We start from the raw sequence: 13,793 nt of genomic DNA, 5'->3' as shown, positions 1-13,793 counted from the left end.
GATCAAAGGAACCACCAAGTGAAGGCACTTTCGCAGAAGCGACGTCATCCGCTGGCCGCACTAGCGCTGCTAGTGCTTGGGCTCATGCTGACAGGTGGGCTGTATGCCGTTGTCACAACAGTGAATGAGGCCAAGGCCGATACCACCACCTTTACCGCGCAGCAGGTAGACGAGGGCGAGAAGCTCTTTGTCGCCAACTGCGCAACCTGTCACGGCATTGGCGCCAGCGGCACGGACGCAGGTCCGTCCTTGGCCGGTGTCGGCGCTGCCGCGGTAGACTTCCAGGTCGGCACGGGCCGCATGCCCCTGCAGATGCAAGGCCCCCAGGCTCTGCAAAAGCCGAAGCAGTTCACCACAGACCAAACACGTGAAATGGCCGCCTACGTGGCCACGTTGGGTGACGGCCCGGCCTTGCCGGAGGAGCAGTCCCTCGACGGCGGTGGAAATGCCACAGTTGGCGGCGAGCTCTTTCGCGTGAACTGCGCCATGTGCCACAACGCCGCTGCAGCAGGTGGCGCATTGACCCGTGGCAAGTTCGCACCGTCACTGGCCGGCGTGGCCAACAACCACATCTACGAGGCGATGGTCACGGGCCCGCAGAACATGCCGGTATTCAATGACGCGAACATCACCCCCGACGGCAAGCGCGACATCATCACGTTCTTGAACACCATTGAGAACCAGCCTGCACCCGGCGGCGCCAAGCTTGGCTCACTGGGACCGGTTTCCGAGGGCTTGTTCCTTTGGACCGCCGTCCTGGGTGTCATCATCGGCTTCACCATTTGGCTGACGTCGCGTACTTCCTAGTTCCGGGAAGCCATCGATTTTGGCTGCAGCAGCAGCCGCGAGACACTTACATTACGACCCCGGGAATGCACCGGGATAAGAGAAGGATGAGGGGATTATGGGCAACCATAGTGACGGCCCGCCGACAAGCTCGGACGCCGTAGCTAAGGCTGGTCGCAAAGAGGTGGACACGTTCCAAGATCCGGGACTGCCTCCACATCGTTTGAGACTGGCTGATACGGACCCCAAGGCGGCTAAGCGCGCCGAGCGTCAGGTGGCCTGGCTGTTTGTCATTTCCATCGTCGGGACGCTGCTGTTCTTCTTTGGCTACTTTGGCATCCGCCTTGACGACACCACTGGCACCTTGCGCATCCAGAACACGCTCCTGGGCATCGGTGTGGGATTTGCCATGTTGGGCATTGGCACGGGCATCGTGCACTGGGCACGCGCCCTCATGCCCGACCACGAAGTTGCCGAGGAACGCCACGAGCTGCGCACTGAGGAAGACCGCCTTGCCGCTCTGAAGATCGTCGATGACATCCTCGACGAGACAGGCATCAAGCGCCGCCCGTTGATCCGCAACACCCTCATTGGTGCGGTGGCATTGGCACCCCTGCCGGCCATTGCGATCTTCCGCGACCTTGGCCCGCTTCCCGGCGATTCCATGCGCCACACGTTGTGGAAGGAAGGCGAGCGGCTTACCCGTGATCCCGACGGGACGCCCATCAAGGCCTCCGACGTGACCTTGGGCTCCGCTTTCCACGTGATTCCCGAGTCGCTGAACAAGCTTGAGTCGGGCAAGTTGAACGAAAAGGCGAAAGCCGTTGTTCTGCTGGTGCGCTTGAATCCCGAAGACCTCCACCCTTCTGCGGGCCGCGAGGACTGGTCGTACAACGGCATCGTTGCCCACTCCAAGATCTGCACCCACGTTGGTTGCCCCGTTGCCTTGTACGAGCAGCAGACGCACCACTTGCTGTGCCCGTGCCACCAGTCAACGTTCGACATCACGCAGGAATGCAAGGTCATCTTTGGTCCTGCTGTCCGCCCGTTGCCGCAGCTGCCCATCACAGTTGACGCTGAAGGATATCTTGTCGCCCGGAGCGACTTCCACGAACCTGTAGGACCGAGCTTTTGGGAGCGTGGCTAACGATGAGCGCTGCAACTGAAACACCCTTCGAACCGTCTACCTCCACCGGACGCATCACCAACTTTGTTGATGAGCGCGTTGGCGGTTCCGGCATGCTGCGCGAGTTCGGCCGCAAGGTCTTCCCCGACCACTGGTCGTTCATGTTCGGCGAAGTGGCCCTGTACTCCCTCGTCATCCTGATTCTTTCAGGGACGTTCCTGACATTCTTCTTTGACCCTTCCATGGCGGAGACCCATTACAACGGGCCCTACGTGCCCCTCAAGGGCATGGAAATGTCCGTGGCCTACGACTCCTCCCTGCGGATCTCCTTCGAAGTCCGCGGTGGCTTGTTCATGCGCCAGGTGCACCACTGGTCGGCCCTGCTCTTCGTGGCCGCCGTCTCGGTGCACATGCTGCGCGTGTTCTTCACGGGTGCATTCCGCAAGCCCCGCGAACTGAACTGGGTTGTTGGCGGCGTGCTGTTGATTCTTTCGATGGCTGCCGGCTTCACCGGCTACTCGCTCCCCGATGATCTGCTCTCCGGCAACGGCCTGCGCATCATCGACGGCGTGGTCAAGTCCATCCCGGTTGTTGGAACGTACATTTCCTTCTTCCTGTTCGGAGGCGAATTCCCGGGAACCGCCATTATTGGTCGCCTTTACATGATGCACATCATGTTGGTTCCGGCCTTGATTCTGCTCATGGTTGCCATCCACCTGTTCATGGTCGTCATCCACAAGCACACGCAGTACCCCGGCCCGGGCCGCAATGACCGCAACGTTGTTGGTTACCCGCTTGGCCCGGTATACGCGGCCAAGGCCGGTGGATTCTTCTTCATTGTGTTCGGCATCATCGCCTTCATCTCCGCCTTGTTCCAGATCAACCCGATTTGGAACTACGGTCCCTACGACCCCTCCCCGGTTTCGGCAGGCACACAGCCTGACTGGTACATCGGTTGGGTGGATGGTGCCTTGCGGTTGATGCCTGGTTGGTTGTTCAACATCCCGATGGAGTGGGAGATTCCGTTCCCGTGGGGTGTGAACACGCTGTCCTTCAACGTGCTGGCACCGGCGCTGATCCCTGCAGGCATTGTCTTTACGCTGCTGTTCGCCTACCCCTGGATCGAACGCTGGGTCACCCGCGACAACCGCGAACACCACGTTCTTGACCGCCCGCGCAACGCTCCAACCCGCACGGCCATTGGTGTAGCCGGTGTCATCTTCTACTGCGTCATGTGGGCTGCTGCAAGCTCCGACTTGATCGCAACCCACTTCCAAGTCTCCCTGAACGATGTGACGTATTGGTTGCGCGCCTTGTTCTTCGTTGGCCCGATCGTGGGCTTCATCGTGACCAAGCGTGTGGCCCTCGCGCTGCAGCGCAAGGACCGCGAGATCGCCCTGCACGGCCGCGAGACCGGGCGCATTGTGCGACTGCCGCACGGTGAGTTCCAGGAGATTCACGCGCAGCTCGACGACTACAAGCGCTACAAGTTGGTTGGTTACGAGTCGCCGTTGCCGGAAGAAGGCATCCCGAACAAGAACGGGATTGTCACAAAGCAGGAAAACCTGCGCAGCAAGCTGAGCAGCTTCTTCTTTGAGGACCGCGTGGCCCCGGCCGCACCGTCCGAGCTGGAGGCGGGCCACCATCACGAGGCCATCGAATCCAGCGAAGACAACAAGGCCATCACGCACTAAAAGCAGCACGCACCAACAGCATTGCTTCTTGCAGTGGGGGGGGTACCAAGGGGTAACACCCCCCACCGTTTTTTTTGTCACGACGGTTGTGTTTTGAAAGATTTCACCAACCGCCCCAGGCCAAAAAAACACAAAGAACCCGCCCCACCCCCCCCCCCCCCCCCCCCCCCACCCCCCCCCCCCCCCCCCCCCCCCCCCCACCCCCCCCCCCCCACCTCCGACCCCCACCCCCCCCCCCCCCCCCGGTCCCCCCCCCCCCCCAGCCCCCCCCCCCCCCCCCCCCGCCCTGCCCCCCCCCCCCCCCCCCCCCCCCCCCCCCCCCCCCGCACACCCCCCACCCCCCCCCCACCAACACCCACAAACACCCCCACCCACAAACTTAGTTGGTCTTTGCTGGGGGGGGGTGCCGTGGGTCACCCCCCCCACTGCTTTTTTGCTGTCCGAGCGTTTGCTGTTCGAGACTTTGCCCTGCCGTCCCGTGGCAATATCAGCTCATGGACGCGTCCCGCTCCCCCGCGCGCCGTGGCCTCCCACGGCGCGCGGCATCCCGTCGTCGTGCATGCGCCGGCAGAAGGGCTCCGACGGCCCCTGGCAGGGGCCGCCGCATGGATGGCGCTAATACATGCGTCGCGGGCGCACGCCGGGCCTCAGGAGGGGCACACGCAGCTTATAGCGGTCCGCGCGGTAGAAGGAAACGGAATAGTCAACGGTGGAGCGCGCAACAAACGCATGGCGTTCAGTGCGCAGCACCGGGGCCCCGACCTCAACTTTCAGCAACCGCGCAATGGAGGGAGCCGAGGCATTGGCTTCAATGGTGTCTTCGCCCCATTCCATCACCAGTCCGTACCGCTCCTCCAGGGTGTTGTACAACGACGACGGCGGCCCGCCGTCCAGAATGCCCGGCACACGCCAAGCGGGGATGAAGTTCTCGTCAACGCTCATCGGCTCTTCGTCGGCCAGCAGAAGGCGGCGCAGCCTCACCACGCCCTGGCCCTCCTCAAGCTGGAGTTCACGCGCCAGGCGGGCCGTGGCGGGGATTTGCTCAAAGGCCAATGTACGGGCGGAGGGACGCATTCCGCGCCGTGTCATTTCCTCTGAGTAAGAGGTCAACTTCAGGCTCAGGTCCATCTTGGGACGCGCCACGAAAGTGCCAATGCCAACCACTCGTTCAAGGAGTTCCTCTTCGACGAGAGCATCCACGGCGTGACGGAGCGTCATGCGGGCCACACCAAAATGGCTGGCCATGTCCCGCTCGGACGGCAGTTGCCGGCCGGCCTTGCTGCCGTGCTCAATATGGCTGCGCAACAGTTCACGCAGTTGAATGTGCACCGAAATCCTTGAGTTCCTGTCCAACTCTCCCGGGATGTCCTTCGCCGGCGGCACCAAATAGCCCATGAAACTCCTCTGTTCACCGGTACCAGCCTAAAACACGACTACCCTCTATACAGAAGCATCTACCGCCAAGGAGTTTTATCCCATGTACACCCGCAAGGCCACTGTGGCCTCAAGCGTCGGACTTCATGCCCGTCCGGCCGCTGTTTTCGTCCGCGCAGTGAACCAAACCGGATTGCCTGTCACGCTCTCCAAGGACGGGACGGCGTCCGTGGACGGCCGGTCGCTGCTTGAAGTCATGAGCGCCGATTTCCAGCACGGGATGGAAATTGAGATCGGTGTCATGACCTGCGACGCGGATGAGCAAGCCATTCGGGTTGCCGTGGATCACTTGGCGGAATTGTTGCACACCGATCTGACCGATCCTTCCTAGCTCCGCTACAAACAAAAAAGGGATTGTTCCCCACTTTTTAGTGGGGAACAATCCCTTCTGCATTCTGTACCCACGCCCAAGCCGGGGCAGTGGGCGACGCCTAGTGTGCGTGGTCTCCGCGGCTGTATTCGTAAACCCAGCCGATCAGGCCGATCACGGCCAGGCCGGCGCCGACCAGGAAGATCCACCAGCCCACGGCCAAGCCCAAGAATCCCGCAGCACAGGCCAACGCCAGCATCAGCGGCCACCAGCTCCAGGGGCTGAAGTGGCCCTGCTCACCGGCGCCTTCGTGGACTTCGGCGTCGAGGCGGTCCTCGGGGCGCGGTCCCACACGGTTGCCCGTGTAGTGGAGGTACGCACCGATCATGAGGCACAGCGCCCCCACCAGGTAAAGGGCCAAGAACCCTACGGGCTCCATCCAATCCACCATGAATCCATAGACGGTCCCCACTGGCATGAAGAACACACCCACGAGCAGGAAGAGCCAAGCTTCTACCTTCACTTTTGTGCTCCCTTCGAGGATGCCGTCACCGGCTGGGCCGGCTGGTAATGGGGTGCAAGCTCAGGATGGTGTAGATCCAGGGCCGGACGCTCCGAGCGGATGCGCGGCAGCGAAGTGAAGTTGTGGCGCGGCGGCGGGCACGATGTTGCCCACTCCAGTGACGCACCAAAGCCCCAGGGATCGTCAACTTCAACCTTCTTGCCACTGCGCCAGGTGATGTACACGTTCCAGAACCACGGGATCATTGAAGCGCCCAACACGAAGGAGGCGATGGTGGAGAACTGGTTCATCCACGTGAAGTTATCCTCGATCATGTAGTCGGCGTAGCGACGCGGCATGCCCAGAACACCCAACCAGTGCTGGATCAGGAACGTGCCGTGGAAGCCAAGGAACAAGAGCCAGAAGTGGATCTTGCCCAAGCGTTCGTTGAGCATCTTTCCAGTGAACTTGGGCCACCAGAAGTAGAAGCCGGCGAACATGGCAAACACGACGGTGCCGAAGACCACGTAATGGAAGTGGGCCACCACAAAGTAGGTGTCGGACACGTGGAAGTCAAGCGGGGGTGATGCCAGGATGATGCCTGTCAAGCCACCGAACAGGAACGTGACAATGAAGCCGAGGCTCCACAACATGGGCGTTTCGAACGTGAGCGAACCACGCCACATGGTTCCAATCCAGTTGAAGAACTTCACGCCGGTGGGCACCGCGATCAGCATTGTCATAAAGGAGAAGAACGGCAGCATGACCTGGCCGGTCACGTACATGTGGTGGGCCCACACGGTTACGGACAGGGCGGCAATGGAGATCGTCGCAAACACAAGGCCCTTATAGCCGAAGATTGGCTTGCGGCTGAAGACCGGGAAGATCTCAGAAACAATGCCGAAGAACGGCAAGGCGATGATATAGACCTCGGGGTGGCCGAAGAACCAGAACAAGTGTTGCCAGAGTATGGCACCGCCATACTCTGGATCAAATATGTGCGCCCCAAAGCGCCGGTCTGCTCCGAGCGCGAACAGCGCAGCTGCCAGCGGGGGGAACGCCATCAGGACCAAGATGCCGGTGATGAGGGTGTTCCAGGTGAAGATGGGCATGCGCCACATGGTCATGCCGGGGGCACGCATGCAAATGATGGTGGTGATGAAGTTCACCGAACCCAGAATGGTGCCAAAACCCGACAAGGCCAAGCCAAAGACCCACAAGTCGCCACCAACTCCGGGGCTGAACGTGGTGTTTGACAGCGGCGCGTACGCAAACCAGCCAAACGCTGCAGCACCCTGCGGGGTGATGAAACCTGACACGGCAATGGTGCTGCCAAAGAGGAAGAACCAGAAAGCCAGCGCGTTCAGACGCGGGAAGGCAACGTCGGGGGCACCAATTTGCAACGGCATGATGACGTTGGCAAATCCGGCAAAGAGCGGCGTTGCAAACATGAGCAGCATGATGGTGCCGTGCATGGTGAACAACTGGTTGTACTGATCCTTGGTCTGCAGGATCTGCATACCCGGCTCAAACAGCTCCGCACGGATGATGAGCGCCATGACGCCACCGAGGCAGAAAAAGATAAATGATGCGATCAGGTACATGTACCCGATGGTCTTGTGGTCGGTTGAGGTGATCCAATTGACGACGATGCGTCCCTTGGATACCGGAACGACCTTAGGAGCAGCCGAATTCACTTCGGTTGCCGAATACTCGAGCGTAGACACTTTCCTCTCCCCCTACTTCTGATTCACAGCGTTAGGATTACGGTCGTACTTTTCGGTCAGCTCGCCGGTCTGGCCCTTGGCCTTCAACGACGCCAGGTGTGCGTCAAATTCGGCCTGCGTAACCACCTTGACGTTGAAGAGCATCTCGGAGTGGTATTCACCACAAAGTTCTGCACACTTTCCGTCGTACTCGCCCAACGCCGTCGGCGTCAGGGTCATGTAGTTGGTCTTGCCGGGAAGGATGTCCTTCTTGTCCAGGAATGCCGGCACCCAGAACGAGTGGATCACGTCGCGGGCGTTCAACTGAAGCTCAACCGAACGGTTCACCGGCAAATACAGCGTGGGCAGCGTCGACTTGTCGAACGGTTTTCCATCAAGCTCGGCCTGGACGCCAACAGAGTACACGGACTCCTTGACGTCGTTGCCGCTCAGGTAGTTGAAGTCCCAAGACCACTGTTTGGCGCGGACGTCAATCGTCACATCGGGATTGTCGTCGCGGGCGTTGATGGACTGCGTCTCCACACTGGTGAAGTGGAAGAACACCAGCACCATGAACAATGGCACCAACACATAAAAAACCTCCAGGGGGAGGTTGTAACTAGTCTGGCGCGGGAAGCCCGTGGCACCCTTGCGGCGCCGGTACGCGATGATGCACCAGATAATCAGTCCCCAGGTGATGAGCCCGATGATCAAGACGGTGATCCACGTATTGACCCACAGGTCAATGACCCCCGCCGTGTGATTGGTGGTGTCACGCTCGGCTGGCATCCAGCCGTTCTTATTCTCTGCCGTGCATCCTGACAAAGCTAACGCTCCGGCAATCGCCAGCCCCGCGATGGGGATGACTTTTGCGCGTCGGCTGCCGGTTCGGTCCTGCGAACTCACAGACGGCCCTTCCTCTTGTTGCTGCGCTCTGCGACGGATTGGGCCCGTCGGAGCGGAATGGGTTTTACTACTCGATGTAGAGCTTACCGCTATGGCAAGCAAAAATCGCACAAAACCCTCCGTGCGTCGGAAGTCGCAAAAGAATATTTCTTCGACAGACCCATTTCGAGCAGCAGTGTTTGTTTAGTGGAATGAATCACCGCAGGCGCAAGAGCCTCCGGCGTTGGGGTTGTCAATGGTGAAACCCTGCTTTGAGATGGTGTCTTCGAAGTCAATGCTGGCACCAGCCAGGTACGGCACACTCATTTTGTCAATGACGACTTCGACGCCGTCAAAGTCGCGCACGGCGTCTCCGTCAAGCACACGTTCGTCAAAGTAAAGCTGGTAGATCAGCCCCGAGCACCCGCCGGGCTGGACTGCCACGCGCAAGCGCAAGTCCGTGCGGCCTTCCTGCTCAAGCAGGCTGCGCACCTTGCCAGCGGCAACATCGCTGATCAACACGCCGTGGGTGGGCAGCTCGGCCTGGACGGCGTCTGCTGAGGTTTCTTCGTGGACATTTGCTGTCATGGCATTTCCTAACGTGGGGGTACTACTACATGCTACGTCGAGCCCGGCACGGGCGCTAACTTATGGCAACCGCCGGGTCAGTCTTTCTGTTCCCAGCCCTGTTCCCCCAATGCCCCTGCGTTGATGGCAGCCAGCAGGAGTGCTTGGGAGACGATCGCCTTGGCAAAGTCGCCCAGGTGAAGGGACTCGTTGGCACTGTGTGCCCGGGAGTCCGGATCCTCCACACCCGTCACAAGGATTTGTGCGGCCGGGAAGCATTCCAACAGGTCGGCGATAAAGGGGATGGATCCGCCCATGCCGGTTTCCACGGCCGGGACACCCCAGGCCTGCCCCATGGCCCACAGCGCTGCCTGGGCAGCCGGGGCCGACGTGTCGGTGGCAAACGGCTGCCCGGCTTCCCCGCGGGTGAAAGTGGCCTGCGCCCCAAAGGGGGCATTGGCCAGAACATGGTCCTCCAGTGCCGCCAAGGCCGACGCCGGATCCTGGCCCGGTGCCAGCCGCAGGCTGATCTTGGCCCGGGCCGTCGGCAGGAGCGTGTTGGAACTCAACTCCACTGTGGGGACGTCCATGCCAATGATCGACAAGGCTGGTTTGTTCCACAGCCGGGAGGTGAGGCTGCCACTGCCGGCGAGCCGTACGCCGTCGAGCACCCCGGCATCGGCGCGAAAGGCCTCCTCCGCATAATCCACGGCCGCAGCGTCGCTGGCATGCAGGCCCTTGATGGCCACGCTGCCCTGCTCGTCGTGGAAGGTGGCGATGAGCCTGGCCAGAATGGTGGGAGCGTCAAGCAGCGGACCGCCAAACATGCCCGAGTGCACTGCATGGCTTGCGACCCTGACCTCCACGATGCCGTCCACCAGCCCCCGCAGGCTCGTGGTGAGCGCCGGAACGCCCACCTTCCAGTTCGCGGAGTCGGCAACAACAATGACGTCCCCGGCCAACAACTCGCGGTGTTCGGCAAGGAAAGCGGCAAAGGTGGGCGAGCCTGCCTCCTCCTCCCCTTCAATGAAGAACGTCACGCCAACACCAAAGTCGTCGCCCAGCGTGTCCATGACGGCCCGGAAGGACGCGATGTGGGCCATGATCCCGGCCTTGTCGTCCGCTGCGCCGCGACCGTACAAACGCCCGTTGCGCTCCTGGGCCGCGAAGGGCTCACTGTCCCACAAGGACTCGTCCCCCGGCGGCTGCACGTCGTGGTGGGCGTAGAGCACCACCGTTGGCATTCCCGGCGCAGCAACTTTCCTGGCCACGACGGCGGGACCTCCCTGCCCGCCGTCGTCCTTGGGCACGCGCAGAATGCGAACGTCGTCCAGGACGGTGGAGCGGATGAGGGTTGCCACGGCCTCGCAGCTGCGCTCCAGTGCTGCCGGGTCAAAGGCGTCCCAGGCAATGCCGGGAATCGCCACCAGGTCCACGAGCTCTGCGACAGTGGCAGCGAAATGGGTGTCCACGCTTTCGCGCAGGGCGGCTGCTTGCAATGCCGCGGCGGGAAGGGCGTCGAGCGGGGAGGCTGTGTTCTCTGCAGTGGTCATAATCCCCAGACTACCGCCGAAGAAGTCGGCCCGGTCAAGGTCGCCGCCCGGTTCAGGGTATCCTGTACGGGTGTTTGGACGTAAGAAAGATCAATCCCCCGCCCCGCAGTCGCTGCCTGCCCATGACGAGCAGTTCGGCCGGTCCAAGGACCCCCGATCAGCCAAGGGCGTGCCCACTCCCTCGCGCAAGGCGCAGGAGGAGGCGCGCAAACGCCCGCTCGTGCCCAACGACCGGGCCGCCGCCAAGGTGGCCAACCGCGATGCGCGCCGCGAACAGCAGGCCCGGACCCGCCGGGCACTTGACACCGGTGAAGAGCGGTTCCTGCCCCTCCGTGACAAGGGGCCGCAGAAACGCTATGCCCGCGACTACGTCGACGCACGCTTCAGCTTGGGCGAATTTGTCATGTTTGCCGCCCTGGCGATCGTGCTGCTGACAGTGGTGCTGCCCCCGACAAGCAACGCCTCCATCATTCTCTTTGGTGTCTTCTGGGTCATGGTGGCCTACGTGGTCATCGACACCTGGCTGATGGGTCGCAAGGTCAAGCAGCGCCTCATCGCCAAGTACGGTTCCGTGGACCAGGGCGTCATTTGGTACTGCTGCATGCGCTCCCTGCAGTTTCGCCGCATGCGCCTTCCCAAGCCCATGGTGGCCCGCGGCGAGTGGCCCACCTAGTCCCCAACCGCTCCCTGATTGCAGCCGCTGACGCGTCAGCAACCAGGGGCCGCGCGGTCGTGGGCCCAAGTGGGCCCAAGCAACCGCACCTTGGCTGCAAGCCGGTGCCGCGTCAGCAATCAGGGGCCCGCGGGCGTGTGGGCCCAACGGACCACTGTGGTGGGCCCAACCACTCCTGCGTACTCGACGCCGGTCGTCTTCCCAAGGGAAGCGGCCGGCGTCGTGCGTTAATCAGTTGGGCCAAAGGATGCGCCACGGTCGGCTAAGTGGTTAAGCTGGCTTTATGGAATACAGATACCTTGGCCGCTCTGGCCTGAAAATCACTGAAATCACCTACGGCAACTGGCTCACGCACGGTTCACAGGTCGAAAACGACGTCGCTACGAGCTGTGTGCGTGCCGCCCTCGACGCCGGCATCACCACGTTTGACACCGCCGACGCCTATGCCAACGGTGCCGCGGAAGAAGTCCTCGGTGCTGCCCTGGCCTCGGAGCGCCGGGAATCCCTTGAAATCTTCACGAAGGTGTACTGGCCGGTCGGGCCAAAGGGTCCCAACGACACCGGGTTGTCGCGCAAGCACATCATGGAGGGCATCAATGGTTCGTTGCGCCGCTTGAACATGGACTATGTGGACTTGTACCAGGCACACCGCTACGACCACGAGACGCCGTTGGAGGAAACCATCTCAGCCTTCGCCGACGTGGTGCGCTCGGGAAAGGCGCTCTACATTGGTGTTTCAGAGTGGAACGCCCAGCAGCTGCGCGACGGACAGGCCCTGGCACGCGAGGCCGGTTTCTCCCTCGTCTCCAACCAGCCGCAGTACTCGGCGCTGTGGCGTGTGATCGAGCCCGAAGTGGTTCCAGCCTCCCTCGAACTCGGCATGTCCCAGGTGGTGTGGTCTCCCATGGCGCAGGGCGTGCTGTCAGGCAAGTACCTGCCGGGTCAGCCGCTGCCGGCGGATTCGCGTGCCACGGACGAGCACGGTGGCAAAAACACCATCAAGGACTACCTCGACGAGGACATCCTGTCCAATGTGCAAAAACTTCGGCCCATCGCCGATGAGCTGGGGTTGAAAATGTCCCAGCTGGCGATTGCGTGGGTGCTGCAAAATGAGAACGTGGCCACTGCCCTGGTGGGCGCGTCCCGCCCCGAACAGGTCACGGAGAACGTCAAGGCCTCGGGAGTGAAGATCCCGGCCGAGCTCATGGCCGCCATTGACACTGCACTGGCCCCCAGCATCATCAAGGACCCCGCGTTGACGGTCAGCCCGCCCACGCGCGTGGCTTAGCCGCCACTCGGCGCAACAGGCACAAAGAGCCCGGCCCTGCGCCGGGGACCCTCGCTCGCAGTAAGATTTTCCCGCTCGTTCCTCGCGTGCAAAATCCATCCTCGCTCCGGGACCCCAGCTCCAGGCCGGGTGCTTTCGTGCCTTTTGTGTTCGCGCGGCTACTTACTGCTACTTCCGCAGGGCCGCCAGTTCCTTGTTGATCCGGGCCGCCCAAAACGGCCCTTCATACAGGAACGCCGTGTAGCCCTGGACCAGTGACGCTCCGGCATCCAGACGCTCTTGCACTTCCGCCCCTGTTTCAACACCGCCCACCGAAACGAGTGTCAGCGAATCGCCCACAATGGACTTCAGCTGGCGGAGCACTGCGAGCGAACGCGCCTTCAGGGGTGCGCCGGAAAGGCCGCCGGCTCCCTTCTCCTCCACCATGGCGCCGGGGCTGCGCAAATCGTCGCGGCTGATGGTGGTGTTGCTGCAAATGATGCCGTCAAGCTTCAGCTCGAGGGCCAGTGCGGCCACCTCTGCTACATCTTCGTCAGCCAAATCCGGGGCAATCTTCACCAGCAACGGCACGTGCCGTCCGGCGGACTCATCGGCAGTCCGGCCGACGCCCGCAAGCAACGGGCGCAATGTTTCCACGTCTTGGAGCAGGCGCAGGCCCGGGGTGTTGGGTGAGCTGACATTGACCACCAAATAGTCGGCGGAAGGAGCCAGGGTGCGGGCACCAATCAGGTAGTCCCCCAGCGCATCATCCAATTCCACCACCTTGGTTTTGCCAATGTTCACGCCCACCACGGGCCGCACGCCAGAGTATGTTTTGGCCAAGCCCGCAAGCGCCTGCTTCAGCCGCGGCGCAACGGCAGCCGCGCCGTCGTTGTTGAAACCCATGCGGTTGATGACGGCACGGTCCTCCACGAGGCGAAACAGGCGCGGCTGCGGGTTCCCCGGCTGCGGCTGCCCGGTGATGGTGCCGACCTCGATGTGGCCGAAGCCCAAGTTGGCCAGGGCGTTGATGCCCTTGCCTTCCTTGTCGAATCCGGCGGCCAGCCCAAACGGCGTGGGAAAAGTCAATCCCAGAGCCTCCGTTTGCAGCGATGCCGGGGGTGTGAACATGCGCCGCATCACGGCACCGGCTCCCACTGTCTGGGCGGCCTTGATCAGGGTGAAACCGATCTTGTGCGCCTTTTCGGCGTCCATCCAGGAGAAACAGAGCCGGAAAAATGTGGGATAAATACGCATACCCCTAGTTTTCCGGTTCTACGGCGCAACTGC

The 13,793-nt window shown here is 61.9% G+C and carries 13 protein-coding genes; 6 read left to right on the top strand and 7 right to left on the bottom strand.

Annotated features, from left to right (window positions below; all coding sequences use genetic code 11):
* Positions 1-18 precede the first annotated feature (18 nt).
* From qcrC to qcrB, 3 genes are all read left to right on the top strand, one after another.
* Positions 19-807: a cytochrome bc1 complex diheme cytochrome c subunit gene (gene qcrC, locus QMG25_RS09310; RefSeq protein ID WP_283459545.1), complete on the top strand. Its 789-nt coding sequence runs from the start codon at positions 19-21 to the stop codon at positions 805-807.
* Between the two features lie 97 nt (positions 808-904).
* The gene (gene qcrA / locus QMG25_RS09305; RefSeq protein ID WP_283459543.1) at positions 905-1,933 is read left to right on the top strand and encodes a cytochrome bc1 complex Rieske iron-sulfur subunit; all 1,029 of its coding nucleotides are present in this window, start codon (positions 905-907) and stop codon (positions 1,931-1,933) included.
* Positions 1,934-1,935: 2 nt separating this feature from the next.
* Positions 1,936-3,606 (top strand): cytochrome bc1 complex cytochrome b subunit, encoded by a 1,671-nt coding sequence (gene qcrB, locus QMG25_RS09300; RefSeq protein ID WP_283459540.1) that lies wholly within the window; start codon positions 1,936-1,938, stop codon positions 3,604-3,606.
* 615 nt (positions 3,607-4,221) lie between these two features.
* On the opposite strand, the gene QMG25_RS09295 is transcribed toward qcrB, so the two are convergent.
* The gene (locus QMG25_RS09295) at positions 4,222-5,001 is read right to left on the bottom strand and encodes a GntR family transcriptional regulator (protein ID WP_283459539.1); all 780 of its coding nucleotides are present in this window, start codon (positions 4,999-5,001) and stop codon (positions 4,222-4,224) included.
* Positions 5,002-5,083: 82 nt separating this feature from the next.
* Here QMG25_RS09295 and QMG25_RS09290 point away from each other — a divergent pair, with 82 nt between their 5' ends.
* On the top strand, positions 5,084-5,371 hold the full coding sequence (locus QMG25_RS09290) for an HPr family phosphocarrier protein (RefSeq protein ID WP_283459538.1): 288 nt from the start codon (positions 5,084-5,086) through the stop codon (positions 5,369-5,371).
* Positions 5,372-5,471: 100 nt separating this feature from the next.
* Here the strand turns inward: QMG25_RS09290 and QMG25_RS09285 are convergent, their stop codons facing one another.
* From QMG25_RS09285 to QMG25_RS09265, 5 genes are all read right to left on the bottom strand, one after another.
* Complete coding sequence (locus QMG25_RS09285; protein ID WP_283459536.1) at positions 5,472-5,873, bottom strand: cytochrome c oxidase subunit 4; 402 nt, start codon at positions 5,871-5,873, stop codon at positions 5,472-5,474.
* A complete protein-coding gene (gene ctaD, locus QMG25_RS09280; protein WP_283459534.1) occupies positions 5,870-7,579 on the bottom strand; it encodes an aa3-type cytochrome oxidase subunit I in 1,710 nt (569 codons plus the stop codon). The genes QMG25_RS09285 and ctaD overlap by 4 nt, the downstream gene beginning before the upstream one ends.
* A 12-nt stretch (positions 7,580-7,591) precedes the next feature.
* A complete protein-coding gene (gene ctaC, locus QMG25_RS09275) occupies positions 7,592-8,464 on the bottom strand; it encodes an aa3-type cytochrome oxidase subunit II (protein ID WP_283459532.1) in 873 nt (290 codons plus the stop codon).
* Positions 8,465-8,647: 183 nt separating this feature from the next.
* On the bottom strand, positions 8,648-9,031 hold the full coding sequence (locus QMG25_RS09270; protein WP_283459529.1) for a HesB/IscA family protein: 384 nt from the start codon (positions 9,029-9,031) through the stop codon (positions 8,648-8,650).
* 77 nt (positions 9,032-9,108) lie between these two features.
* Complete coding sequence (locus tag QMG25_RS09265) at positions 9,109-10,563, bottom strand: dipeptidase (RefSeq protein ID WP_283459527.1); 1,455 nt, start codon at positions 10,561-10,563, stop codon at positions 9,109-9,111.
* 70 nt (positions 10,564-10,633) lie between these two features.
* Between QMG25_RS09265 and QMG25_RS09260 the strand changes: the two genes are divergently transcribed.
* Positions 10,634-11,236 carry a DUF3043 domain-containing protein gene (locus QMG25_RS09260; protein WP_283459525.1) on the top strand — a complete coding sequence of 201 codons (603 nt, stop codon included), beginning with the start codon at positions 10,634-10,636 and terminating at the stop codon, positions 11,234-11,236.
* Between the two features lie 283 nt (positions 11,237-11,519).
* A complete protein-coding gene (locus tag QMG25_RS09255; protein ID WP_283459523.1) occupies positions 11,520-12,524 on the top strand; it encodes an aldo/keto reductase family protein in 1,005 nt (334 codons plus the stop codon).
* Between the two features lie 168 nt (positions 12,525-12,692).
* Here QMG25_RS09255 and QMG25_RS09250 read toward each other — a convergent pair whose 3' ends face one another.
* On the bottom strand, positions 12,693-13,760 hold the full coding sequence (locus QMG25_RS09250; protein WP_283459520.1) for a quinone-dependent dihydroorotate dehydrogenase: 1,068 nt from the start codon (positions 13,758-13,760) through the stop codon (positions 12,693-12,695).
* Positions 13,761-13,793 lie beyond the last annotated feature (33 nt).

This window comes from Arthrobacter sp. H35-D1 (assembly GCF_030063185.1).
GTDB lineage: Bacteria > Actinomycetota > Actinomycetes > Actinomycetales > Micrococcaceae > Specibacter.
The sequence above is the reverse complement of the archived record's forward strand: the minus strand, read 5'-3'. Positions and strand labels throughout refer to the sequence as shown.

Excerpts from the sequence above, each read along its gene's own strand:
- qcrA (WP_283459543.1), top strand. The coding sequence starts at position 905 with ATGGGCAACCATAGTGACGGCCCGCCGACAAGCTCGGACGCCGTAGCT.
- qcrB (WP_283459540.1), top strand. The coding sequence starts at position 1,936 with ATGAGCGCTGCAACTGAAACACCCTTCGAACCGTCTACCTCCACCGGA.
- QMG25_RS09295 (WP_283459539.1), bottom strand. The coding sequence starts at position 5,001 with ATGGGCTATTTGGTGCCGCCGGCGAAGGACATCCCGGGAGAGTTGGAC.
- QMG25_RS09290 (WP_283459538.1), top strand. The coding sequence starts at position 5,084 with ATGTACACCCGCAAGGCCACTGTGGCCTCAAGCGTCGGACTTCATGCC.
- QMG25_RS09270 (WP_283459529.1), bottom strand. The coding sequence starts at position 9,031 with ATGACAGCAAATGTCCACGAAGAAACCTCAGCAGACGCCGTCCAGGCC.
- QMG25_RS09265 (WP_283459527.1), bottom strand. The coding sequence starts at position 10,563 with ATGACCACTGCAGAGAACACAGCCTCCCCGCTCGACGCCCTTCCCGCC.
- QMG25_RS09255 (WP_283459523.1), top strand. The coding sequence starts at position 11,520 with ATGGAATACAGATACCTTGGCCGCTCTGGCCTGAAAATCACTGAAATC.
- QMG25_RS09250 (WP_283459520.1), bottom strand. The coding sequence starts at position 13,760 with ATGCGTATTTATCCCACATTTTTCCGGCTCTGTTTCTCCTGGATGGAC.